14 protein-coding genes are annotated in these 26,905 nt (G+C 51.9%); 10 read left to right on the forward strand and 4 right to left on the reverse strand.

The window, feature by feature from the left end; genetic code table 11:
- The first annotated feature begins 124 nt into the window (after window positions 1-124).
- From O4H49_RS02120 to O4H49_RS02130, 3 genes are all read left to right on the forward strand, one after another.
- Window positions 125-1,144, forward strand: a complete 1,020-nt coding sequence (locus O4H49_RS02120) for a methylmalonyl Co-A mutase-associated GTPase MeaB (protein WP_331283732.1) — start codon at window positions 125-127, stop codon at window positions 1,142-1,144.
- A 67-nt stretch (window positions 1,145-1,211) separates the two neighbouring features.
- On the forward strand, window positions 1,212-2,474 hold the full coding sequence (locus tag O4H49_RS02125; protein WP_269421757.1) for a Card1-like endonuclease domain-containing protein: 1,263 nt from the start codon (window positions 1,212-1,214) through the stop codon (window positions 2,472-2,474).
- Window positions 2,475-2,519: 45 nt separating this feature from the next.
- Window positions 2,520-2,852 (forward strand): DMT family transporter, encoded by a 333-nt coding sequence (locus O4H49_RS02130; protein WP_269421758.1) that lies wholly within the window; start codon window positions 2,520-2,522, stop codon window positions 2,850-2,852.
- Between the two features lie 14 nt (window positions 2,853-2,866).
- Here O4H49_RS02130 and O4H49_RS02135 read toward each other — a convergent pair whose 3' ends face one another.
- Both O4H49_RS02135 and O4H49_RS02140 read right to left on the reverse strand, forming a co-directional pair.
- The gene (locus O4H49_RS02135) at window positions 2,867-3,385 is read right to left on the reverse strand and encodes a GNAT family N-acetyltransferase (RefSeq protein WP_269421759.1); all 519 of its coding nucleotides are present in this window, start codon (window positions 3,383-3,385) and stop codon (window positions 2,867-2,869) included.
- A gap of 76 nt (window positions 3,386-3,461) precedes the next feature.
- Complete coding sequence (locus tag O4H49_RS02140) at window positions 3,462-4,436, reverse strand: YgfZ/GcvT domain-containing protein (RefSeq protein ID WP_269421760.1); 975 nt, start codon at window positions 4,434-4,436, stop codon at window positions 3,462-3,464.
- Between the two features lie 104 nt (window positions 4,437-4,540).
- Here O4H49_RS02140 and O4H49_RS02145 point away from each other — a divergent pair, with 104 nt between their 5' ends.
- Window positions 4,541-5,494 (forward strand): glycosyltransferase family 9 protein, encoded by a 954-nt coding sequence (locus tag O4H49_RS02145; RefSeq protein WP_269421761.1) that lies wholly within the window; start codon window positions 4,541-4,543, stop codon window positions 5,492-5,494.
- Window positions 5,491-6,309 (forward strand): glycosyltransferase family 2 protein, encoded by an 819-nt coding sequence (locus O4H49_RS02150; protein ID WP_269421762.1) that lies wholly within the window; start codon window positions 5,491-5,493, stop codon window positions 6,307-6,309. Before O4H49_RS02145 ends, O4H49_RS02150 begins: the two co-directional genes overlap by 4 nt.
- A gap of 323 nt (window positions 6,310-6,632) precedes the next feature.
- On the opposite strand, the gene O4H49_RS02155 is transcribed toward O4H49_RS02150, so the two are convergent.
- Window positions 6,633-7,718: a glycosyltransferase family 9 protein gene (locus O4H49_RS02155; protein WP_269421763.1), complete on the reverse strand. Its 1,086-nt coding sequence runs from the start codon at window positions 7,716-7,718 to the stop codon at window positions 6,633-6,635.
- A gap of 486 nt (window positions 7,719-8,204) precedes the next feature.
- Here O4H49_RS02155 and O4H49_RS02160 point away from each other — a divergent pair, with 486 nt between their 5' ends.
- The 3 genes from O4H49_RS02160 to O4H49_RS02170 all read left to right on the forward strand — a co-directional run bounded on the left by O4H49_RS02160 (window position 8,205) and on the right by O4H49_RS02170 (window position 11,403).
- A complete protein-coding gene (locus O4H49_RS02160; protein WP_269421764.1) occupies window positions 8,205-9,251 on the forward strand; it encodes a glycosyltransferase in 1,047 nt (348 codons plus the stop codon).
- 87 nt (window positions 9,252-9,338) lie between these two features.
- A complete protein-coding gene (locus O4H49_RS02165) occupies window positions 9,339-10,685 on the forward strand; it encodes a dihydroorotase (protein ID WP_269421765.1) in 1,347 nt (448 codons plus the stop codon).
- Between the two features lie 19 nt (window positions 10,686-10,704).
- On the forward strand, window positions 10,705-11,403 hold the full coding sequence (locus O4H49_RS02170; protein ID WP_269421766.1) for an MOSC domain-containing protein: 699 nt from the start codon (window positions 10,705-10,707) through the stop codon (window positions 11,401-11,403).
- 99 nt (window positions 11,404-11,502) lie between these two features.
- Here the strand turns inward: O4H49_RS02170 and O4H49_RS02175 are convergent, their stop codons facing one another.
- Complete coding sequence (locus tag O4H49_RS02175) at window positions 11,503-12,150, reverse strand: 2-hydroxychromene-2-carboxylate isomerase (protein WP_269421767.1); 648 nt, start codon at window positions 12,148-12,150, stop codon at window positions 11,503-11,505.
- Window positions 12,151-12,613: 463 nt separating this feature from the next.
- Between O4H49_RS02175 and O4H49_RS02180 the strand changes: the two genes are divergently transcribed.
- Window positions 12,614-18,895, forward strand: coding sequence for a DUF5801 repeats-in-toxin domain-containing protein (locus O4H49_RS02180; protein WP_269421768.1), 6,282 nt, complete (start codon window positions 12,614-12,616; stop codon window positions 18,893-18,895).
- A gap of 472 nt (window positions 18,896-19,367) precedes the next feature.
- Window positions 19,368-26,867, forward strand: a complete 7,500-nt coding sequence (locus O4H49_RS02185; RefSeq protein ID WP_269421769.1) for a DUF5801 repeats-in-toxin domain-containing protein — start codon at window positions 19,368-19,370, stop codon at window positions 26,865-26,867.
- The last annotated feature ends 38 nt before the right edge of the window (window positions 26,868-26,905 follow it).

A 26,905-nucleotide genomic window follows, 5' to 3' on the forward strand; every position in this document is an offset into this window, starting at 1 on the left:
TGTTGTCTTTGATGGATAGCATATCCGGGGGGGCTGTGGCTGAAAAAAATGAAAAAATTATAATGAATTGCGCCTGTGGAACCGCTACCCTTGATCAACAAGGGAAGGGTGGGCAACGGCTATAATGTTTGATCGAGACAAGTGCCGGGGATCCGGTGAAGAAATGGCCGGGCGGCAAGAGGTGATTCCGACAATGACGCGTGAGCAGCTTCGCAAGGGGGGCAAGCTGGCCCTGTCGCGCACCCTGTCCTTGCTGGAGCAAAATCCGCAAGCAGTGTTGCCGTTGTTGAGTGACTGTTATCATCACCCCATTGCCCAGGTTCTTGGCATCACTGGCCCCCCCGGTGTTGGCAAATCAAGTCTGCTGGCAGAGCTGATTATTCGCTATCGGGCCCAGGGCCGCAGTGTTGGTATTATTGCGGTTGATCCCTCGTCCAAACGTTCTGGCGGGGCCTTTCTGGGGGATAGGGTACGCTTTACCACAGATCCAGATGACCAGGGTGTTTTTATCCGTTCCATGGCCGCCAGAGAGCGGTTGGGCGGGCTGGCGGATCAGACCATCGCTGCGATGATTTTGATGCGGGCAGTGTTCGATATTGTTCTGATCGAGACGGTGGGCGTGGGGCAGTCGGAAACCGATGTGTCGGCGGTAAGTGATACGGTTGTCTTCTGTGTGCAGCCAGGATCAGGAGATTCACTGCAATTCATGAAAGCAGGCATTGCCGAGATACCTCATATCGCGGTGGTGACCAAAGCGGATATGGGCAGGGTGGCCGAGCGGGCACTTGCCGATTTGCGCGGGGCGTTGTCGCTGGCCTGCGAGGAGGAGAGGAATTGGCCCGTGAAGGTTTTGTCCCTTTCCGCCAGCGAAAAACAGGGGATTGATGGCTTTATTTCTGCAGTTGACGCGCATTATCAGTGGCTGTGCGACAACGACAAGCTGGCACAGCAACGACATGAACAGGCGGTACAGTGGTTACGTGAAGCCATCAGAGAGCTTTATGGCCGGGAAGGGCTGAGCTTTGTCGAGCGCAGGTTTGCAACAGATGATTCGGATGCGGGAAGCGGTTTTTTGTCGTTGCAGCATTCTCCCTTCGATGTTCTGGCAGAGCTGCGCCTGAACCTGGGGTTCAACTGGAGATAGACGATCCTGAAACGGTCAAAGTGATTCAATTTTCCGTAAAAAACGGAAACAAAAAAAGAAATAAAGTATGACAACTGGTGATGGCGATACAACGCAGAGCGGCATGAAACACCGGAATGGACCGGTTCATATCTGTCTGGTTTCTGATCAGGCTCTGGCCAATATCAACCCGGCATTGGCACACGAACCCAACAGGGCCCTTTTCCCGGCCCGGCGGGTGATTCTGATCTGTGACCAGGAACATCTGGAACAGGCCCGTTATCAGAAACAGGTGTTGCTTGATCACGATATCACCACGGATATCCATGCGGTTGTCCAGGGATTTGATCCTCTGGATATCGCGGCCCTGATTGGTCAGGTTTCAGCCGTTTTTGACACCCTGAGTCCAGCAGAGAAACTGTCCGTGGCTCTGAACGCTTCCGGCGGATCCAAAGCGCTTTCTCTTGCGGCTGTCTCGGTGTTTATGCGCAATAGTTTACCCGTGTTCCTGGTCGATGCCCGTAATGACCGGCTGGTGTGGCTGAGCGGAGAAGAAAAAGGCACCTTTGATATTCCGGACAAGGCGGATCTTGAAGACGTTTTTGCCAGCAATGGCTTTCGGATCATCGGTCCTGTACCTGTCCGTCACAGCATCAAACCGAAACTGTTGCGGCTTGGAGAGCGGATGGCAAAAAATGTGACTGCCTTTGCCAGGGTGATGGGGCCCTTTAACGGGTACGTGAGCAGGGCTAAAGACGAAGGCGGGGTATATCGGGCCGGACCAGTGTCGCACAAAATGCGGGAAAACGCAGACTTCCACCGCATGGTCGATTATTTCTGTGATACTGGCCTGCTGTCATGGCAGGGGCACCATCTGGTGTTCCGGGGTCTTGAAGCCGCGCGTTTTCTGCGTGGAGGCTGGTTTGAGTTTTATGCCTATGCGGTGATCGACCAGTTGCGCCAGGACTGGGCCAGAGACAACTATCCCGTCCAGATCGGAGACCTGGCCAGCGGGGTCAATATCGAGGCGCCGACGGGATCACGGAACGAGATCGATGTGGCCTTTCTTTGTAACAACCGCCTCTATCTGATTGAGTGCAAAACCGGATACTTTGACGAAGACGCCCATCCCACCGGGCCAGCCAGTACCATGCTTTACAAACTTGACTGGCTGGGGGATATCGGCGCCCCGGTCAGCAAGACCGCCATTTTCAGCTATCGCCCGATCCCCGAACACGACCGCAGCCGTGCCCGCCAGATGAACATTGATGTCATTGCCGGGGGGACGGAAATCCTGCAATTACGCGAATTTCTTGAGCAGTGGATTGAGGTTCCGGCAGAAGCAGGGTAAAGCTGCAGGGAGGCTTCATTTTTATCTGATTTCCAGGGGGTGTTTATGTCGGTTTACTGGATGTTGGGGATTGCCATTGTCTGTGAGGTCATTGCGACCCTGTCGCTCAAGTTAACCGATGGTTTTACCCGCCCATGGCCGACACTGGTGGTCGCGGTGGGGTATATCTGTGCGTTTTATCTTCTGTCCCTGGTGACACGCCAGCTTTCGATCGGGGTGACCTATGCGGTTTGGTCGGGCGCGGGGATCGTTTTGACTGCCGGCTTTGGCATTGTCTTTTTCGGAGAAAAGATGGATCTGGCTGGTGGAGTTGGCATTGCGATGATCATCGGCGGGGTTCTGTTGCTTAATCTGGTATCAAAAGCGTCAGGCCACTAACTGCAGTGGAGCGATCATAAAGCCAGATGATAGCTGAATTCCTCTGTGTTGCTTTTGTCCTGAAGCTGTCTTGTTACTGGCCCTTTGGTGAAGCCGTACTTTTCATACAGACGGTGCGCCTTGGTAAAGCGCGTGTCGGTCCAGAGCATCAGTTCCTGCGCAGATGAAGATTTGGCCCGGTTAATGATATGATCCAGCAGGCGTTTGCCTGCGCCCTGTCCTCGATGGTTGGGGCAGACATAGAGTTTCTTTACCTCGAGCCGCCCGTCAGCTGTGTTCTGATATCCGCCAATGCTTGCCAGCACCGTTGGCTGGTTTGAGGGGGTAAGGGCAAAGATTTCGCCACCAGCTTGATCAAAAGCTGTCGCCAACTGTTTCAGGTCACTTTCTTCTTCCAGATCAAACACCACACCCTGGTCAGTGTATTCTGCGTAACTGCGTTGAACCAGATCGATAGCCGCAGCCGAATCGTTATCAGTTGCCGGGCGCAGGTGATAGGGCAGCTTGTCAGTGGATAAAGTGGCGTTGGGCATCGTGATTGTCATATGGATGGAGGGAAGGAGGTTGATGGGCCAGCTGAATAATTGTCTGGAACATATGCGGGGAAGATCAGGAGGCTATTTCAATCCAGTCGGGAAGATGCGGTTGGAGAACGGCTTCTTCGCAAAGCAGTTCAGACTGATCAAGCACATCAACCCGCAGGGTCGCCAGTCCGATATCTCCGCATAGAGAACGTAATGTGCCAACGGATTTGCCCTGATGGATTATATCGCTGCCGGCTGTCGGAGCTGGCCCGGAAATCTTAACAGGAATAAGCCGTTTCTTGATCAGGGCACGGTACTTGGTCCTTGCGGTCAGTTCCTGGCCGATGAAGCAGCCTTTTTTCCAGTCAATAGCATCAAGTTCATTGAATCCGTTTTCGAGCAGGATCGATTTTTCAACATCAAGATCGCGGCTGCCATCCGGAATGCCCAGGCTGAAGCGCAGTCTGTCATAGTTTTCAAGTGCCCCCTGCGGCAGTTTCAGCTCAAGCAGAAAAGTTTCGAGATGCTGGCGGGGGATGATGGCACGGGCGCCCAGTCCAGCGTGGCGAGGGTCGATAAAGATCTGACCTTTTGTATCAGAAAATTCGATGATCCGGCTCTGTCCCTTGTTGCAGGATAAGCCGAGTTTTTCCGGAATTCCCTCGCCGTAAAGTGCCAGTATGACATAGTCATCGACCAGATTTTGCAGGGTGACTTTCGAGCGCATGCGGTAAAGGCTGAGACGGCGTAAAAGATCTGCGGCGCGGTCCTTCTCGCACTCCAGCAATAATCCTCCTGTTGGGGAGGCGCAGAGGAAAAATTCATGGAGGAATTTCCCCTGTGGCGTCAGGAAAGCGGACCAGACAGCGCGTTCCAGTGATACTCTGCTGACGTCCTGCGTCACCAATCCTTGAAGAAAAGGAACAAGGTCTTCTCCTTCAAGGGCAAGAATGCTGCGGTGTTCAAGAGTGATGATTTCTGGCTGGATATTGTGTTGCACCATGCTGTAGAAGTCCGTCTCGAATTTACTGTGTTGATCACGCGGGTTTCTGTCAGGCAAAGCCGACTGTTCTGCTGTGATATATAAGCTCTTAGAACTGCTGATGAAAGAGGCAGCTTGGCAATAAAGTTTCTGACCCCTATAAACGGAGGCGGAGGACCGTGGTGAGAATATTATTTATTACATCAAACCGCATTGGTGATGCCGTACTCTCGAATGGGGTTTTGCAGTCAATGCTGGAACAGTATCCGGGTGCCCGGGTCACCGTCGTGGCCGGGGGGGCTGCGACTTCTCTATATGAAGCTGTTCCGGGGCTGGAAGAGATCATTTCCCTGAAAAAACAGAAACATCACATCCACTGGCTCAAACTGTGGGGAAAGTGCTTCCGGCGGTATTGGGATGTCGTGGTCGATATGCGTCGCTCTGGTGTCAGTTATTTCCTGCTGGCAGGGCGCCGCTTGATTGTTCCGGCCAAGGACGAGAAGTTACACCGGATTGTCGAGCTGTCGCGCATGCTGGAGAACGAGACGACACCGTCTCCTGTTGTCTGGACCGATCCACTGCACGATGGACGGGCTTTTGAACTTGTTCCTACAGGGTCACCTGTTCTTGCGGTGGGACCTGCCGCCAACTGGTCAGGCAAACAATGGCCAATTGATCGTTTTATTGCGTTGGTCGAGCAACTGACGGGCGATGGCGGGATCTTGCCGGGCGCCCGGTTGGCAATCTTGGCTGCGCCACAGGAGCGTGAGCAGATTTTGTCGCTTTATTCCGTTTTGCCGCAGGAACGCGTGATTGATCTTGTCGGTCAGGACCTGGTGACCGTCGCAGCATGCCTGCGCCGCTGTGACCTGTTCATCGGGAATGATTCTGGTCTGATGCATCTGGCAGCAGCGGCGGGAACGCGTACGCTTGGTTTGTTCGGACCGAGCCCGGAATGGCGATATCATCCCTGGGGGGCTGACTGTGCCTGCGTAAGAACACCTGAAGGTTATAAAGAAATGACCAATCATCCGGAGTTCGATTACAGCCATGGTGTAACGAGCTATATGGAAAGCCTGACACTTGAAACGGTCGTTACGGCAGCCGAGGAACTCTATCGCCGGGGGATGAAATGATGGGTGGACAGGAGACTTTGGATAACAGGAAGATTGTTTTGTCGGCCCTGTTGGTGGTTCATAACGAGGAAAAGCGTATTCGGGATTGTCTGGAAAGGGTGAAGTTCTGTGACGAGATTGTCGTGGTTCTTGACCGTTGTACCGATGGTACGAAGGACATCGTGCTTGAATATACGGATCGCCTTGTAGAAGGCGGTTGGCCGATTGAAGGAGATCGCCGGAACGTCGGGAATGCAGCCTGTCTGGGTGAGTGGGTTCTTGAGATTGATGCTGATGAACATATCCCACCGGAATTGGCACAGGAAATACGGGCGACAGTTGAGCGAGCAGATGCTGATTACTATCTGATCCCGGTTGATAACTATGTTGGCAATCATCTGGTACGTTATGGCTGGGGGGCACAGTTCGGCAAATCTTCCGCATCCTGTCTTTGTCGTAAAGGGGTCAAACGCTGGGGGCTGGATCGTGTACATCCAACGCTGTACTGGAAAGAAGGCGCGCGACGAGGCGAGAAGCTCAAGAAGCGATTGCTTCACTATGTTGATAATAATATTTCCGACATGATCCGGCGTTTTGATTCCTATACGACAGCCCGGGCAAAGGATCTGATTGAAAGTGGAAAAATCGGTACAATGCCGGGAAATGTCCGTCGGATTTTCAGTCGCTTCTGGCGCTGCTATATCCGCCGCAAGGGATATCGTGAAGGCGGGTATGGCTTTTTGATTGCGACATTTGCCGCACTTTACCCGGTTGTTTCTCATATCAAGGCACGATACGAGGCAGAGCAGCTCTTGCCAGAGCACAAGAGAAAATAGTTCTTATTGGTGTGGCGGAAATTTGAAATAAATACTGATGGTTGTATTTTTTGCTCGACAAATCTCTCCTGGTAAGGTTACTCTGTGACTAGCATGTTCTTGAACATGAAGCCAAGACTTATTGCCCCCTTTGCAAAAGGCGCCCCTTGTGGGCGCCTCTTTTTTGTTCGTGTGGTAATCACGTTCGCAGATGCTTATTGCAACACTGTCTGCAGTCGCGGCTGTCTTTAGTCGTTCTGGATGAACAACGGGTATTTCTGCGGCCCAAAAAATGTTTTTCTCACCGACGATGGATCCAGATCCCCGGTTTTTGGTTTTTATCGCTAGTCCAGTTGTGCAGCCGGGAGGGCAGCCGTGACCTCTTCAAGGGTAAGATCCTGCAGGTTATCAGTCTGGATTATCTGGACGTCTGGACCGATTGGCGAGATTTTGTTGGGGTCCGAGGCTGCAGAAAAAAGAACGACAGTGGGACAGCTTGCGGCAGAGATCAGGTGCATGGGGCCGGTGTCATTGCCAATGGCAAACTGTGACTTTCGGGCAATTACAGCAATTTGTTCCAGCGACGTTGCCCCACAGAGATTACGGGCCGCGGGGCAGAGGTCCTTGATCGTGTCGCATTCTGCCTGTTCTGACGTGCCGCCGATGATGACGGGGGTAATGCCCAGATGGGTCAGGTGATGGGCCAGTTCGGCATAGTTTTCAGCAGGCCAGCGTTTTTGCGGGCGATGGGCTGCGCCTCCAGGAACCAGCATGGCATAAGCTCTGGGCAGGTGAAGTTCTTCTATTTCAGCCGTAATAAAAGAAAGATCAGGCAGGTGGATATTCTTGATCCCTGCGACTTCCAGCTGGTTTTTTTCTCTGACAGCAATATGATAGACCCCGTTCTCCGGCTTTTTGTAGTAGTGAGAACAGCCCTTTATCGTACCGACCCACTCAGGTTTTTTCAGAGGAAACAAACGGTAATAAAGATGGCTCCGGTCATTGCGCTGAAGATCATAGACCCGGCTAAAATGCCCTGAGTGTAGATTTTTACGCAATTTGAACAGAGCAGGAATGTCATAAATTCTAGGCCGCGTATCGATCCAGACAGAGTTAAAACAGCTGCTGGCCCGGGCAAGGGCGGCATAAGGGGCTGTGGTCAACAGGGTGATATCGGCTTTGGGGTGATGGGCACGTATGGCCTGGAACGAGCGGATCGAGAGCACGAAGTCACCAAAAGCCGAGAGCTTGATGACCAGAATATGCCTATGGTCATCACTGCCTGCCGGTTGTGGTCCGGGGTCAAAATCCTGGGGAACCATATCCGGGTCTTCCGGTAATTTTTCGGCAATCGGGGCGAGCCTGATTGATTTGGCAGAGGCATTCATCTTTTCCTGGCCTTTCTCTCCCCCGGAACGATCAATGGTCATTACTGCAACTTACCCCTAGTTATCAGACAAAGAGAGTATATATTCCCGCAAGGGTGCTCGGTCTTGCCCAATTTATTCCAAGATTACACTGAAAGCTCATAACGGCAAAATCGGAAAAGGAAAACCTTATTTATCAAGACCCTTGAATTGGCATCTGCCGGGTGAATTGGCATCTGTCGGGGAAATCTGGTCCGGGTTTATATGTTAGTTCCAATGAATCTATGTTGTATCGTTCGCAGATTTGGTGATCGTTATGTGATAATGCAGTTGATGCCGGGGGAGAGGGCATTTTTATCTCTGCCCGGAAGATTTACGCTTTCTCTATAAGGCCCATGTTTTCTTTCCTGAATAATTCCGTTAAACAAAGGGGCAATAAAAAGTCGGATACAGCTGTCGAGATATCTGAAGGGGAATTAAGGCTTTGTTATTCCCTTCTGCCAAGGTGGTATTACCGGGATAGAGCAAAGGAAGCAGGAGTAGAGCAGGTTGCGGATTTTACTGGTTATGGGAGCTGGTGGTGAGGGCGGTGCAGAAACATTTTTCACACAGCTTGCACTGGCGTTGCACCGGGCAGGAGTCGAGACGCAGGCTGTTATCGGTCCAAACGAGCAACGTTTTTCGACTCTTCGCAGCAATGGCATAGAAACGCTTGTACTGCCTTTTCGCCAGATTCTTGATTTCAAGACCAAACCGGGGCTTAAAGCCAGAATAAAGCAATATCATCCTGATGTGGTTTTGACCTTCATGAACCGGGCCAGCAAGCTTTGTCCAAAAGGTGACTTCCTGCACGTTGCCCGTCTCGGGGGCTATTACAAACTCAAGAATTACAAAAACTGCGATCATCTGATTGGCAATACCAAGGATATCGTCCGGTATCTTGATCAGGCCGGCTGGCCTGAGGGACGGGCTCATCATGTGCCCAACTTTGCCTCGGTTGATCGTGATGCCCTTCCTGTGTCGCGGGCTGAACTGGATACACCCGAAGATGTCCCGTTGATCGTTTCACTTGGCAGATTACACGAGAACAAGGCTTTTGACATCCTGTTGCAGGCAGCAAAGCTGGAAAACCGCCCCTATATCTGGATTGCCGGGGAAGGACCTCTCCGGGTTGAGCTGGAACAGATGGCCCGGGATCTTGATGTGGCTCACAGGGTGCGCTTTCTGGGGTGGCGCAATGATCGCGGTGCTTTACTGGCCACTGCAGATTTTTGTGTTTTCCCGTCCCGGTTCGAGCCTTTTGGCTCTGTGATGATCGAGGCCTGGGCAATGAAATGTCCGCTGATTACCACCCGGACGGCGGGTCCACTGGAAATCGCGACAGCCGACAAGGATGCCCTGATGGTTCCGGTCGATGATGCTGAAGCCATGGCGGTGGCAATGACACGGGTGATCGACGAAAAGGGCCTGGCCGAAGGGCTGGTCAAGGCGGGCTGGGACAGCTATGAAAAAGCCTATACCGAAGAAGCCTGCGTCCAGAACTATATTGATCTTTTTACCAGATTACTGGCTGAGCGAGAGCAGGTTTTCAGGTAAGCAAGCTGGTTTTCAGAAATGACTGTTGCCCGTCAGACTGACGGGCGGGATAATAGGGCAGCCTGTTAAGAAAAAGGGACTGTGGTTATGAGCGAGAGTTTTGATCTGGTGATCACGGGGGGACAGGTTGTTACTCCCAATGGCATAGAAGCAATTGATGTCGGGGTCAGAAACGGGCGCATTGCTGCGCTTGGTGATCTTTCCGGGGCGGAGGCAAAAGAACGGTATGACGCCGCGGGGCAACACGTCCTGCCCGGTGCGATTGATACCCAGGTTCATTTCCGTGAACCGGGACTGGAGCACAAGGAAGATCTGGCTTGTGGAACAGCTGCGGCGGCGCTTGGGGGGATCGTTGCAATTTTCGAAATGCCGAACACCCAGCCCAATACACTGGGTGCAGCTGAACTGGCTGACAAACTGGCGCGCTGTGAAAACCGGGCCTGGACCGATCATGCTTTCTTTATCGGGGCGGCGGAAGAAAACGTTGATGAACTGGCCGAACTGGAAAGACTTCCGGGCTGTGCCGGGATCAAGATCTTTATGGGATCCTCCACCGGAAGTTTGCTGGTAGAAAAAGAAGAGTTGCTGCTTCGGGTATTGAAAAACGGCAATCGTCGTTGCCCGATCCATGCCGAAGACGAAGACCGCCTGCGCGAACGTTTTGCGCTGGTCCGTGATGGGGCAGACCCGGTGATGCACCCGGTATGGCGCGATGCTGAAGCGGCGGTTATTGCGACAACCCGGATTTGCCGTCTGGCACGTCAGACCGGCCGCCGCATTCAGGTGTTGCATGTTACCAGTAAGGATGAACTGCCGATCCTTGCGGCGAACAAGGATCTGGTGACGGTCGAAACCACACCGCAGCATCTCACCCTTTCTGCGCCGGACTGTTATGAGCGCCTCGGCACCTTTGCCCAGATGAATCCGCCAATTCGTGATGAAGAACATCGGCTGGGACTGTGGGAAGGCATCCGCAACGGGATCGTTGACGTTCTCGGATCAGATCATGCACCGCACACGATTGAAGAAAAGCAGAAGCCTTATCCAAAATCGCCGTCAGGTATGCCCGGCGTTCAGACTTTGATCCCACTGATGCTTGATCATGTAAACAAGGGCAATCTGTCGCTGGAACGGCTGGTGGATTTGACGTCCTCTGGTCCGGCACGGGTATATAACATTGCGGGTAAGGGACGTATTGCCTGTGGTTTTGATGCTGATTTTACCATCGTTGACATGAACCGCGAAGAAACCATTACCAAGGAATGGTTGGCCTACAAGTGTGGCTGGTCGCCGTTTGATGGTGTGCAGGTCAAGGGCTGGCCGATGGCGACGATCATCCGGGGGACTGTTGTGATGAAAGACGGTGAACTGCTGGGCGATCCCCAGGGCAAGCCGGTCCGCTTTACCGATACGGAACCCTTCCGGGCTTCCTGATCAGGTTGAAAGATATCTCATGACGACGAAGGACCATCATCTTGATGCGATCCTGATGGGCAGGGCTGTCTCCTTTGGTCCAAAGGGACAGCCAAGCGCCATTGCCAAAACCGCCGTTACCGGCCCGGTCGTTGTCGGCAAACTTGGTCTGGCCGGTGATGAACAGGCTGATCCCCGGCATCACGGCGGGCTTGAAAAGGCACTCCATCACTACGCCCTCGATCACTACCCGGTCTGGCAAGCGGAAGTGCCCGATATTTCTGCGGACAGGCTGACAGTAGGCGGCTTTGGCGAGAATATATCAACAACCGGACTGGGTGAGGCAGATGTCTGTATCGGCGATATCTACCGTCTGGGGACTGCCCTGGTTCAGGTGTCACAGGGGCGGCAGCCCTGCTGGAAACTCAATGTCCGTTTTGGCTGGCCAAAGATGGCAGCTGTTGTCCAGTCCTCTGGTCGCACGGGCTGGTATTACCGGGTCCTGGAAGAGGGCAGGGTACAGGCTGGTGACAGCTTGAGCCTGATAGAACGGCCTGCCGCGGAATGGTCGCTGGCAGCTGTGCACAGGGTGCTGTATGTCGATACCCTGAACCGGGAGAGGCTCCAGGCTTTGGCCGGGTGTGAGTTTTTGACCGAGAGCTGGCGCAGCCTGGCGCAAAAACGTCTGATCCGTTGTGAGGTCGAAGACTGGACACCGCGTCTTCAGACCCCTGATTAAAAACAGATTTGTGATTCAAGGCCTGTGAGTAAACAGGTTTTTTTAATCTGGTCTGGCAGGTCAAGAGAAGTGGTGGCTCTTGCGATAGCTGCTTCTCTCTTACAGCGTTTTCTTTGCATGGGATTGTTTCTGCAAGGCCCGTTCAACAAACTCCAACCGGTCCTGACCGTAGAAATTTTCCCCCTCGACAAAATAGGTTGGCGCGCCGATGACGCCGCGAATGATGGCCTCGCGGCAGTTGCGTTCCAGTTCAGCCTGAACCGCCGGGCTGAGAGCTTCACTGATCAAGGATTTGGGGTCGACAAATCCGGCCTGCTGGCACAGATCTTCGATAACAGCCGCATCGGCAATATCCCTGTCGTCGCGCCAGAGGGCCTCGACCACTTTCAGACTGAGCAGATCAATATTGCCAACTTCGCCCCGGTTCACGGCGCGCTGTCCCGCTATGACGATGCCGGAAGGCAGTTCAACCGGGCCGTCGTGATACACGGGCTCCCGCTGCAGGGAAATACCAAGATGCTCAGCCCAGCGCAGGGCATCGTTCATGGCATAGTTGCGCAGCATGGTTGGCCGGGCATCAAAAGGCAGGCCGCCAATGGGCGGCATGATCACAGACAGCAGGATTGGCCGATGGACAATCCGCCACCCGTACTTCTGCGCCAGAGAATTCAGCCGCGCCGCGCCCAGATATGTGAAATTCGAACGCGTGGAGTAGTAGTAATCAATGGTTTTTATGGGAGAGGGCATAGGAAGACCAAGTTTTAAAGGCGGGATATTTGATGCGGGGGGGGCTGGTAATTTCCAGGGCACCCAAGGAGGCAACAACCCTATACCAGCCTGATAATAAAGGTAAGAAGAATGTTATGGGGTGGGGTAAATGTCTTGAAATCACATTGTCTGATTAGATTGTACTTACAATTTATTCCTACACACAGTGATTGTGAATATCGGGGTATGTATGTCTCTAGTTTGCATGAGTCATTGGTATTAAATGATTATTCAATTTATTTATTCGTTTAATTTGTTGGCTTGTGAGAATTAAAGAATATATTCTTGTATTAAAGAATCATACATATATCCATGTGAATTTCGGTCACCGGGGTTGATATTACTTCGCAGTGCTTTAGGCTGACTGCCAATAATAATATCAAAGCTGGTTGCCTTTTCTTGGGAGTGCAATCCTTCAATAGAACATATGGATGGGATCGAGATGACTGATAATCTGACACAGGACACGTCTGCGCTGACTTCTGCTGAAACAGTTTCCGGGGAAGAGAGCAGGGATAATGTTGTTGGACAGGCCACTGTGATTTCAATCGGGGCGCCAAGCCAGGCAGGTCAGACCATTGAGCAGCGTCTGGAAAGCGGTCAGCAGGCAGTTCTTGATTTTGATGCAGCTGCGGCGACCCCTTCGGTTGATGGCGACAACTTTGTTCTGTCTTTTGACAGCAATGGCGATGGCGCTGCCGATAGCCAGCTTGTCTTCCTTGGTCTGGTTTCCCAGGCACAGGGTGCGGATGCACCTGTGCTGGTGATCAACGGTGTTGAAATTGCCGCCAATCAGTTGATTGGTCAGGCTCTGGCGCTGGCAGATGGCGACGGAACGCTGGAAACGGCAGCTGGCGGAACCGGCGCCGGTGCGGGTCCTGCCGGCGGTGGTGGTAGTACCTACAGCGATGATCTCGGCGAAAATATTGACCTGCTGAATGCTCAGGGCGTTATTGATGGGACTGTTGGTTCCTTGATTGGCGTTCCAAGTGGGGCTGACGCACCTGATCCGGCAGAAGGTGTCTTCAGCTTTACCTTTGCCACGACTGTTGTCGATGGCGCCGATGTAAAGGGTGCTTTTGTCGGTGGTTTTGAAGACTGGCAGGCGAACCAGCATCTCGGGGATGAAACTGAATCTCCGATGCAGATTGCCTTTACCTTTGTGCCTGCGGACAACGAGGTGGTTGATTCCATCGACATTACGTCTTTACCCGTTGGTGTTACGCTTTACGTTGGTGGCTTTGCCCCTGAAAATATCGTTTTCAGCAGTGTCCCTGGCTCTGAAGTCGGTACTTTGCCGATCAATATCCTGGGCTCTGATCTGGATGAAGTTTATCTGCAGGGTGATGAACACAGCGACGCAGATATTCCTGTTACGATTACTGCAAACATTTCTGACCCTGACAGCGGCGAAACAGCGTCTGTAACAGCATCAGGAACCGCAATCATTGATGCGGCTGCGGATAAGCCTGATGTTGAGATCGTGGCTAAAGAAGGTACGGTCATTGAAAATGCTTTTTCTGATCTATCTGACTGGACAGTTCTGACCGCAGCAGGAAAGTTGATTAACGTAAATGGCGGTAATGATGCTCTTTTCGCGTTTGGCGGTAATCCCGGCTATGTAAACGTTTCTGATATTGAGAGTTCTTTGGGACTTGATGATGGAACATTTGAAGGTCTGCGCACCGTACAAGCTGACGATGACGAAGGTTTCTTCGACGGCGTTGCCATGTCGGGAACTTTCCAGGTTGCAGCAGGACAAACCCTGACGCTTGATTATGAGTTTCTCGTGAACGAAGTTGGCGACAACTACAATGATGCCCTCTTTATCGTGATCAATGGTAAAGCTTTTAAATTGAGTGAAAACTTGGAGGCACCAAACGGTGCATCGCAAAGTTTTGATGGTGAAAGCTGGGATGAAAGCTCTGGCGCGAAGAGCTTTACGCATACTTTTGATCAAACAGGTGAGGCGACCATAAGCTTTGTTCTCTTTAACGAAGGGGACAGCATCAATGGTATCTGGGACCCGGCCGTGATTCTGGACAATCTTTCCACCGAAGGAAAGATCATCAGTCACGATGAAGAAACGCCCGAACTTACGACTATTCCTGTTTCCTTGACCTTTGATGATTTTGCCGATGGATCAGAAACCCATCAGGTTGAGCTAAAGGGTGTTCCGGCTGACTGGGTTCTGGATCTTGAAGAAACCTTTGGAGAGCACGCTGGTCTGGTCAGTGTCTCAACAGAAACTTCAGGTGGTTTTGTTACCTATACTTTTGATATCACGGACTATGTCGACAGATTGAACGGCATTGATCCGGTGACAGATACCCCGGATGGTGTGGTCGGGAACGGCAGTGTGACCATTGACTTTACCTTTGATCCACTGGATTGGACGTCACAGCGTCTGAATGATGGTTCCGAGAACAAGGATGGTCCCGCTGAAATCACGGTGACAGCAACAGCAAGTGAAACAAACCTGAGTGGCTCGGATCTTACAGAGCTGAACGATATTTCCACAACTGTGGACACTGTAACGGTCGATATCAAAGAAGATGTGCCAGAAGTACAGGACGCAACACTGGTTCATGACGAAAGTCGCTTCGTTCAAAGCGATGCCGATGATGTCCGGTGGACTGGAAGTTCTGTTGCTCTGGCGATTTATAAAAGTGGTCGCGATTTCGATGAAGTTGATTCTGTTTCGGATCTGTTAGGCTTTGCGCAGAATGAAGTTGCGGTCAACTTCTTCTCAGATGGCCCCAACACGGGCGACGCGGCGACTGATTCTACTGTTGATGATAATAATATCGATGGTGAAAGTTTTGAATTCAAAGCCTATGATGGAACGCTGAGCGTCTTGCAAACAACGGCTGGCGAAGCGATCTTCCTGCATACAGATCCTGCGAACCCCAATATTGTCTGGGGGCTGACGGATGATGGTGAAGCGGTCTTTGCGGTTCATCTTGAACAGCCGTCAGCAGGCGAAAGCAGCAGTCTGACAGCGACATTTGTTCAATTCCAGTCAGTTCATAACCCTGACCCGGATTCACACGATGAAGTTACGGCGGCGCTGAATCTGCAAATACGTGCAATTGATGACGAAGGCGATGTCAGTGAATACGCCAATCTGGCCATAACCATTCAGGATGATGGCCCAAGCATTGGCTATATTCGCAATAACAATGATGATTTTAAAGAATCTGATCTGACCCGGGGCGATCACAAAGATACGATCTCTGGCCGCATTTATGCTGATTTCGGTGTTGATGGTGGCAAGTTCACCGGGCTGGAGCTGAAATCCGTAACTGATCCGGACGGGACGGCTGGCGATGCTGTTGCGCCTGGATTTGACGGTAACCTGACATCAAACGGCGTTGCGGTTGTCTTTGGTCCTGCGGTTGTTATCGGTGGCAAGCTGACGCTTATCGGTAAAGCGGGTGACGCCGAAGTCATCAAAGTGACACTGGACGAAGATTCCGGTTCCTTCAAAGCGACCTTGCTTGGCCCGATTGATCACCCGGATCAGAATGGCGGGCAACAGGTTGGATTTCGTGATCAGTTGAAACTGACCTTCACAGCGACAGTAACCGACGGCGATGGCGACACTGCTTCGAAAGACTTCTCCGTACGTGTGAAAGATGATGGTCCGGATGCGGATAGTGAGTACAGAACCCACAAAAGTTCCTGGGTTTCCGAGCACGATATGCTGCACGGTGGTGCTGCTGTTAGTGGTACACTTGATGTTGATTTCGGTGCGGATGGCGGCTCCATCACGGATGTTGAATTTATCCGCTGGTCAGATACGGAAGACAACAATCCCAATGGCACGATACTGACTTCGGGTAGCGAAGCCGTCACTTTTGGTCCGGCTGAACTGATCGGTGGTCAGTTGGTTCTGGTTGGAACAGTATCTGATGGCGCTGGTGGCACAACACCTGTTGTTACCGTGACGATTAATCCGACATCCGGTGCTTATACTGTGGAAGTGTTCAAGGGAATTGATCACCCTGATCTGAGCCTTGAAGACGATGCAAATGACAAGGACCCGCTAAGCCTGCAGTTCAAATATACGATTACAGACACTGACGGTGATACGGATACCGCCGACCTTGTTGTTGTCATCGAAGATGACGAAGCCGATGCGCATGACACCTATGCGTCTGAAGATATCAGTGAAGCAAACCTGCTGGACAACGACGATACAAATGATGTTGTGTCCGGCACGCTTGATATCGATCACAATGCAGATGGTATCGCAGTTGTCGATCTCTGGTTCGAAGGCTGGGAAGACAGTGAAGACGGCAACCCGGATGGGGCCGTTCTGAAATCAGGTGGCAAGGATGTTGATTTTGGGGCTGTTGGTACTGATATCGATGGCAACCTTGTTCTTGTCGGAACAATTGATGGCGGTGCAACTGATATCGTGACACTCAAGGTTAACCCCGGGACTGGCGAATATACTGTGACGCTTCACGGGCCGGTGGACCATCCTGATAAATCAACAGATGGCAGCAATACAACTGACCCTCTTACTCTCGACTTTGGTTTCAAAGTTCGTGATGGCGATGGTGACGAGGATGAAGAAACCCTCAGCATCTATATCGAAGACAGTGAGCCGGTTATCGACAGCAGCCTGAACGCTTTGGTTCAACTGGATGATGATGCCCTGACGGGTGGTCATGCGGGTGGTACAGGGGACGTTGATCCTGATTCTGCAAACCTGAGCGGGACCTTGAACTTCGCTGCAGGTGCAGACGGTGTAGAAAGTGTTCTGTTGACCGGGGCAGCTTTGCCATCCGGTGCCGGTTTCTCCTCCAGTGTGTCCGGCGATGGTACTGTTCTTACGGTCAGTCAGCTTATTAACGGCGTAGCAACAGATGTTTTCCGTGTGAACCTGACAGATAACACGTCAGGTGCCTATACGGTGACACAGCTGGCGGCGGTTGCGCATACTGCAGGTCTGGACGAAAACAATACCCAGTTCACCATCAACTACGAAGTGGTTGATAAGGATGGCGATAGCGCATCCGGATCAATTTCTGTCAATGTTGATGATGACAGCCCGCTTGCTGTTACAGACAACGGCGAAGTTACCGAAGCTGGCACCCTTGATGTTACCGCGGCGAACGGTGTTCTTGCCAATGATGCGCAAGGTGCTGATGGCGCGGTTGTATCCGGTGTTGTTGCGGGTACTGGAACGCCTGTGGCATTGGGTGCTGCGATTGAAACGGCTTACGGTTTCCTGACCCTGAATGCTGACGGGTCTTACACATACGAAGCTAAGTCCGGCACGATCAGCGATGATGTTGTTGATAGCTTTACCTATGAAATCAAGGATGCGGACGGTGATGTTTCCACCACAACCTTGAACATTACGGTTAAAGATGCGGTGCCAACGGTGAACAATGCCAATAATGCACGTATTAAACTGGATGATGACGCCCTTGCGGGTGGTCATGCCGGTGGTGTTGGCGATGTTGATCCTGATAGCGAAAACTTGACCGGTACACTAGATTTCGATGCTGGTGCTGATGGTATCCAAAGTATTGTTATCACTTCGATGGGTACTTCGGGAGGGGCTGTTGGTAAGCTTGGGGTGTATGTAAGTGCTAGCGAAATAACCCTTGCTCAAGATGTAGAACAGGATGGTAGTTACGTCAGCATATTCCGCCTTACATTAAACGACACAACATCAGGTACATACACTGTAACACAGCTTGCTCCATTGCAACATGTCAATGGAGGAGATGAAAACAATGCTCGATTTAGTATAAACTATTATGTAACAGACAATGATGGCGATACAGCAGGGGGTACAATCTTGCTGGATCTGAACGACGACAGTCCGCTTGCAGTTGTTGATAGTGGCGATGTCGATGAGGGGCAAACCCTTACTGTCTTGGCCACTGCTGGTGTTCTTGTGAATGATCATCTTGGGGCTGATGGTGCGGTTGTAACTGGCGTTGTTGCCGGGGATGGCACACCATTGGCATTGGGTGCACCGATTGAAACGGCTTACGGCACTCTGACGCTAAGTGAAGATGGTTCCTATACCTACGCAGCAAAAGCAGATGTGACAGACGTTGATCTGGTTGACAGCTTTACCTATCAAATTACTGATGCGGATGGCGATACCTCGACCGCCCGGCTTGATATCAATGTCACAGCTGTAACGCCGCCACCGCCAGGAACTGATGAAACCTTCACATTTGCAGTGGGTTCTCCGATTGATGGCGGTGATGGTTTCGATACGGTTGTTCTGCCGGGTGCTGGTGCGGCCAATCAATCCATCTGGGTAACACCAGGTGGTGGCGGAAGTACCAGTTTTGATACCGATCTGATCAGGAATATCGAAGTTATCGATCTGACCAATGGCAGCACTGGAAATGAAGACTTTGGTGTCTCTAGCGGGCCAAATCCGTCATTGACCTCGACCGGGATGCTTTCGGTGCAGGATGTGATCGACATGACCGATGGAGACAACACCCTGTTTGTTATCGGGGACGGTGTCAAAGACGGGGTCAATCTGGAAGCTGGACAGGCTGTTGGATCTTCCGGGGATTCCGAGATTGCCTGGACCCAGACAGCAACAGGTATTATTGGCACCGAAGGATCAACTGCTGGCTTGACCTTTAACGAATATAGCGGGACTGGCGCTCTTGGCGAGACCGTCAAGCTTTACGTTGAAGACGATCTGACTGTAACGGTGTTCGGTACTGTCTAGAGGCAACTGGTCCTCAAATCCTGTGAAAAACCATAAAGCCCCGGATCGCAAGGTCCGGGGCTTTATGGTTTAGGCAAGATCAGTGAAGAAAAACAGTTTGCCACAAGAGCTTTTACCGAGGTCTGAGATATGAAAAAGCAGGCTGTATCTTTTTGCCCCCCCTGTGCTGATTGATATCAGCTTTCAGTGTATCGGAAGGGGGAGGAAGACTGGTTGGGAAGAGGAATAGATCTCAAGACAGGGGGTGGAACCTCCCTGTACCATTCCCAAAGATAAAAATAATGTACCTTTGTTGAAATATACAAAGAATTGATTCCTGCAATAAATATCATACATATTGCTGTAGTTTTTGGCGCCGTTATGGTTGTGCGCGGTGAATTTTTGAGTATGGTGGATTCCAGAAAATTATTCGCCGATAGATTGCAGTTGTCTCTGGAGCGCAATCCTCCACTTTCAAAGAAACAGGAATAACATGACTGATCATCTGACACAGGGCACACCTGAACTGACTTCTACTGAAAGCACCTCTGGTAGCGAGGGCCGGGATTATGTTGTTGGTCAAGCAGCCGCTGTTGTGGTTGCGGCGCCGACGGCGGCAGGTCAGACCATTGAGCAGCGTCTGGAAAGCGGTCAGCAGGCGGTTCTTGATTTTGATGCAGCTGCGGCGACCCCTTCGGTTGATGGCGACAACTTCGTTCTGTCTTTTGACAGCAATGGCGATGGCGCTGCCGATAGCCAGCTTGTCTTCCTTGGGCTGGTTTCCCAGGCACAGGGTGCAGATGCACCTGTACTGGTGATCAACGGTATTGAAATTGCCGCCAATCAGCTGATCGGTCAGGCTCTGGCGCTGGCAGATGGCGACGGAACGCTGGAAACGGCAGCTGGTGGAACCGGTGCGGGTAACGGCCCTGCCGGTGGCGGTGGCAGTACCTACAGCGATGATCTCGGCGAAAATATTGACCTGCTGAATGCTCAGGGGGCTCTTGGCGGTACCGAGCTTGGCTTTGGTCTTCTGGCTGATGGAGAAGATATTTCTGACCCGGCTGAAGGGACCTTTGATATTACCTTCCTGTCTGTCCAGACGGAAGTCCCCGGTGATGGTGGTGAAGACGGCGACAACTTTGTTTCCGGCTCTTTCTCTGGCGGTTTCGAAGACTGGCAGCCAAACCAGCACCTGGGGGATGAAAGCCGCGCCCCGATGCAGGTACAGTTTAATTTTACTCCCGCAGACAATGAAACACTTGATTCCGTTGTTATCAACGCGCTGCCGGACGGTGTTACCCTTTACATCGGCGGTTCTGATGCCGCCAATGTTTATGGCGGGACTTTTCCGGTAACAATCCTGCCGGAAGACTACGACGCGATTTTCATTCTGCCGCCTGCTGATTCCGATGCGGATATCACGGTTAACGCAGTCGCCAATATTTCTGATCCGGATTCCGGTGACAGTGCCTCTATCCCTGCCACAGCTGTTGCCGTGGTGGACGCTGCTGCTGACAAACCCGTATTCGGTGATGGTGGGCTGAGCGGTGATGGCTTGGTTGATATGTATCTGCTGCAAGATCTGACAGGATCTTTCCGTGATGATCTTGCGAATGTGAAGTCTGCAATTTCCGGCTTGATCGCTAAGATCAACGGGGATGCATTTACTGCTGATGTTCGTCTGGGAGCGGGCAGCTTTAAAGACAAGCCACTCGATCCTTATGGCGATGATAGCGATTATGTGTTCCAGAATGCCGAGAATGTGACCGATGATCTGGCAGCAGTTCAATCCGCTGTTGATGGTTTTAGTGCAACGGGTGGAAACGACGGACCGGAAGCGCAGATCGAAGCTCTTTTGAATCTGGCGCAGAATGCTGGAGATCTTGGCTTCCGTAGCGGTGCATCAAAGTACGTGGTTCTGACGACTGATAACTCTTTCCACAAAGCGGGGGATGCATCGGGTCTTGGTGCCAACGATGGCGACGGCGATCTGACGGCCGATCTGGATGAAGATTATCCTTCTCTGGCACAGTTGAAAGCGGCTCTTGCTGATTCGGGCATCGTTCCGATTTTCATGGCGACATCCAGCTATGTTGCCGAATATCAGGCATTGGTGGATTTTCTGGGCGTTGGTGAAGTGCATGAACTGACATCAGACAGTTCTAACCTGCTGGCCAATATTTTGAGCGCCGGTGGCGCAGGTTCTGATAGCAATGTTTATGACGAACAGGCTGAAGTTACTGTTCCGGTTAACGTTACCTTTGGTGATTACACCGATGGTTCTGAAGTTCACACGATTGTCTTGAGCGGTATTCCGTCTGACTGGATCCCGACGTTTGCTTATGCCTATACGGTTGATGGACTCGCTGCAGGGCAGAACCCGGGTGATATCGGTCTGAATACGACTTACAGCATTACAATCGATGTGACTGATCTGGATGATGTCGGTGGTCTGGTTGATATCGACCTTACCTTCAACCCGCAGGACTGGACTTCTTCACGTTGGAGCGATGGTTCTTCTCATGATGATGGGGATGCAACGATTGGCCTGAAGGCGATTGCTGAAGAAACCAATCTTTCCGGGGATGAGCTGACAGATCTGAACAATCGTGCTGAAACCGAAGGCAGCCACACGATCAGAGTGGTTGAGGACATTCCTGAAGTTCAGGGCGTGACCTTCACCCATGACGAAACCAGGGGTGTCGATGCCGGATCTGGTGACGTAGCACCTTTGAATGCAGCAGTGGCTGCCGCTTTGATCGCCAGCACTGTTGGGGTTCACGGTTCCGTTATCGGTCAGGCCGAAGCTGAAGTTTCCTACGATTTCAAAACGGATGGCCCGGGTACACCCACTGATGCGTCTGATGTTGGTACCGAGAAACTGCAGTTTGAAGATTATAACAGCGTTGAAGTAACTGGCATGACTGCTGGCGGAGATGCTGATCCAAGTGCGATCTTCCTGAGCCGCGATGATGCCAACCCGAACATTGTCTGGGGTCTGGATGATGAAGGTAATGCCGTCTTCTCTGTTCATCTGGAGCAGCCAACGGCTTCTTCCGGTACCGCGACAATGACCTTTGTCCAGTATCAGCAGATCAATCACACAACAGATGGTGACAACTCTGCCGGTGAACATGACGATGCGCTTTCACTGGTGCTGAGCTATGTGGCTATTGATGGAGAAGGTGACGTCAGTACTCCGGCAACAGCGACGATCACCATCGAAGATGATGGTCCTGCCTTTACTGCCAACGACGCACAGGAAGTTGATCTGAGCGAAGTGGCAATGCCACCGGTAGGCGGGATCTACAGCCTGGTTGGTGTGACCGAGCCTGTAACTGTCGAGCTGGCAAAAATTGCGCATGCTGACTCTGCCGGGTACAACAGCTCTTACGGTTATTTCTTTGTCGATACTGCCGGGGAACCGATTTCCGGCACAGTTCTGTGGGACAACGTCAAGCATGAAGACGGCCTGACCGACAGCTTCACCATTGATCCTTCGGCTTTGCCTGCCGGTGCGGTTGGTTTTGGTTTCTTCCTGATCCCGAACGGAGATTCCCGTAACGGCGGTCTGGGCGATGATACCGATGTGACCTTCAAACAGGTTGATGGCAAGTGGACTGCTTTTGTTGGTGACACAGCGCTTAAAGGCAGCGGTGCCCCTGCATTCTTCAGCAAGCCGGACCTGAACCCTGATGGGGGACAGGATCACGAGGTTGATAACAACCTGCCGGGCAATTCCAACTGGGAAGACCTGTTGATCCCCGCAGGGGATGGTGACTTCAACGATGTGAACATCAATGTCGTGGTCAAAGGCGCACCTTGTGCCCATGTTTCCGGCGCTTTGAGTTTCGATGTCGGAACTGATCTGGCGGGAGCCTCGCTCAAGCTGGTTGACGAAGTCAGTGATGTGACCTCTGCCGGTGAAGCTGTAACCGCAACACTCAGTGCAGATGGCTCGCAGATTGTCGGCATGACGGCTGCTGGCGAAGTGGTTTATGTGGTGACGCTGAAAGATGTGGATCTGGCGAACGGATCTGCCAAGTACGACTTTGTCCAGTTCCGCCAGATTGATCATGCGGGTGCTGAAGATGCTGTCTTGCCAGTGAAGTTTTCTGTCACGCTGACCGATGGCGATGCCGATACGACGACAACCAATATCGTGATCAACCTGACCGACAGTGGGCCGACAGCGGCAACTGCACGGGTTATCTTTGACGAAACAGAGGGCAATCAGGGTAATCAGGAACGCAATCTGACCGCTGATGATCGCGCTGCTGGCATGATCTCCAAAGCAACCCAGGCTCTGGCGTTTGATTTTGGCAAAGATCATGTGAATGGCAAAGTCGCCCTGACCGACAAGGATGGCAATGCCTTTGATGGTGCTGTATCTGACCTGACCGATACCCTGAGTGGGGAAAAGATCTATCTCTATAGCGAAGGTGACCAGGTTGTCGGTCGCGTTGGTACTGGCGGAGCCGCCGATGCCAATGGAGAAATTGCCTTTAAAGCGTCACTGGACCAGATGGGCACACATGATGCTGCCGATTTTGTCATCGAGCAGTTCCGGGCCTTCAAGCATACGAACACCAACAGCCATAACGAGCAGACATCTCTGGATGATATCCACTATGTCGTGACCGATGGGGATGGTGATAAAACCACTGCACAGAAAATCACCATCAACATCAAGGATGATGGTCCGAGCATTGATTCTGTTTACAATAACGACGATGACCTTGAAGAATCTGACCTGACCTGGGGCGATCACAAAGATGCTGTCTACGGCAAGATCAATGCCAATTTTGGTGTTGATGGGGGCAAGTTCACCGGACTGGAACTGAAATCAGTGACCGATCCTGATGGAACGGCTGGCGACGCTGTTGCGCCCGGCTTTGACGGCAACCTGACGTCAAACGGCGTTGCGGTAATGTTCGGTCCTGCAGTGGTTATCGGTGGCAAGCTGACGCTTGTTGGTCAAGCTGGGGATGCTGAAGTTATCAAGGTTGAGCTGAACGAAGCTTCTGGTTCCTTCAAAGTAACCCTGCTTGGCCCGATTGATCATCCTGACCAGAATGGTGGACAGCAGGTTGGTTCAGCGGATCAGTTGAGACTTAACTTTACTGCCACGGTTACCGACGGCGATGGCGATACCGCCTCGAAAGATTTCTCTGTCCGGATCAAGGATGATGGCCCGGATGCGGATGACACCCGGAATGGAGATCACCTGCATGAGAACACTGTCCAGCACGCTGGAAGTGACAAGATTACCGGTTATCTCCGGGGCGATTTCGGGGGTGATGGGGCGGGTTCCGCTGTAATTACCAGCCTGGCCTTTGTCGAAGCAAATGACCTGCCCGGCGATCCCCATGTTGCCTTTACCTCTGGTGGCGAGCCTGTTCGCTTTATCGGACCGGTTGATGATGGCAACGGAAATATGGTCCTTAAAGGCGTTATTGGTCCGAATGGATCAGAAACATCTGTGATCACCCTGACAGTCAACACCACAACCCGGTATTACGAAATCGTGTTGCATGAGGCTGTGGATCACCCCAACGATCACAGAACGGGTTATTCTGACGAACTTGAGCCGCATTTCAACTTCGTCCTGACGGATGCTGACGGCGACACAAGTTCAGCGCAGCTTTATTTCCACATTACCGATGATGGTGTTGTTGCGAGAGATGATGCCAATACTGCAGACGCGGTTCAGGAAGATCTGGACACCACTGCGGTTGGTAATGTGCTGACGAACGATGACCAAGGTGCAGACGGCGCTGTCGTCACTACGACAGCGGCAATGGTTGGAACCTACGGTACAGTTACCATTGATGCCAACGGGGACTATACCTATGTGCTGAACAACGGAGCAGCGAATGTTCAGGCACTGGCCGCAGGTGAAGTTGTCTATGACAGCTTTACATACCGGATGGAAGACGCCGATGGCGATCATGATACCGCAACGCTGAAAATCAAAATCACCGGTAACAACGATGCGCCGGTGGCCGTTGCTGATGGTGTTGATGTTGTATACGGGGGTGTGGATGTTCTGACAAAGGCTGATCCTTCTGATGCTGAAACCTTTGATTTCGGTGTTCAAAACGCCGGAAAATCGGTCAAGGTCTTCTTCGAGGCAACAACAGGCGGTTCTTGGGATCCCGTTGGTCACAATCAGGATACCTTTACTGTCAAGATCAACGGTGTTGAGGTTCTTGTGACCCATGATCGTGGCACAAAGAGTTATAGCTTTGATGCGACGATCGACAATGAAGGGAAAGTGACCGTTGATTTCTCGGCTACCATTACTGGTGATGACGAGAGCCTGACCGTTAACGGCCTGAATGTGACAGTTCCGAGTATCTTTACAGATGAAAACGCGTCAGTCGTTATCGACGTGCTCGCAAACGACACCGATGTTGACCACGGTGACAGCCCTGCAACCTTCTCTTTGGATGCAGCAAGCTTTGCTTCTGGTGTTCCGGCGGTTCCAACTGCGACAGCAACGATCTCTGGAAACAAGCTGGTCTTTAATCCCGGTACGGATTTTGACTATCTTGCTGACGGTGAGACAGCCACAGTGGTTATCGACTACACCATGAGTGACGACAGTGGTGCGGCATCAAGTTCCACAGCGACCATTATTGTTACAGGCACCAACGATGCGCCGGTTGCCGTGGATGATATCGTTTTGACCAATGTCACGAGTGGCGCGGTTGTCATTCCAGATTGGGCATTGCTCAAAAATGACACGGACGTTGATAGCGAGCTACAGGTTGGTGGCGTATCAAACCCTGTGGATGGCACAGTCTCACATACAGCTGGTGCTGCTTCCTTCACACTGGACAGCGGAACCGACCTGTCGTCGCTCGGTTTTGCCACCAGTGGCTCTGTTCGGACAATTAATGAAGTGTCTGGAGACGGTTTCAAATATAATTGGTTCTTCGGCGATTGGGTTTCCGGAACAGAAAAAAATTCCGATTTTACTCAGGCGAGGCAGCTGTGGCGAGGAAGCTGGGTTCGTGATGATACCACAGCAGCCGATGTTGTTGTTCATAAGATTATGTTTGAAGGAAGCCTCGATTCCGCCAGGGATTATGATTACAGGTTCGGACCGAATTACGATAATACAAAAAAGGATCGGGATGCTTTCCGTGTGACATTACTTGCGGGAGAGGTTCTGTCTCTCGGTGCGATCACAGCCGAGGGAAATCCTGACTTCAAACTCTATTCTGCATCAAATTCTCTGCTTGATTCAGATTTCAAGACAGGGAGCTATACGAACACGACTGGTACCTCAGTAGAAGTTTATGTCAGAGTTGAAGACAATGCTTCTATCGGCAGAGATACTGGCCGATCGGATGATTATTCTGTTGAATTGAAAATCGACAGTACCGCTATTGTCTCCCCGTCTGTCACCGAAGGCAGTTTCGATTACACAGCAGTGGATGGACATACATCGGATGGTGCCACTGTTTCTGTTGAAGTACAGGATAGCTCAACCATAACCGGTACTGCCGCAGATGAGATCCTGATTGGCGGTAACGGGGCGGATACACTGATCGGTAACGGCGGTGACGATACGCTGCTTGGTAACGGCGGCGATGACATCCTGCTCGGCGGTGCCGGGGATGACATTCTCGTCGGTGGTACCGGGGCTGACCGCTTTGTTTTCAAAGCGGATACGCTGGGTGATACAGACACCATCAAGGATTTCAACACTGCTGATGGTGACGTTCTGGATCTCGGCGAGTTGCTAAGTGGCTTTAGTGCCGGTGTCGATAACGACGCTACCGCGACGGCGCTACAAGATTATCTCTCCATCGCAAATGATGGTGCGCATACGATTATCACTGTTGATGCCGATGGCAGCGGTGCTGGTACGGATGTAACGACCATTCGCCTTGAAAACATTGATCTTCTCGGTGGTGGTCTGGATCAGCATGATGCGATCAAGGCTCTGTTGGACAGCGGTAATCTTGATGTTGTCTAATCGAAAGTAAAGCAGGGCTGGTCCCAGTCCTGGTTAAA

It is taken from the genome of Kiloniella laminariae (genome assembly GCF_027214005.1).
GTDB lineage: Bacteria > Pseudomonadota > Alphaproteobacteria > Kiloniellales > Kiloniellaceae > Kiloniella > Kiloniella laminariae_A.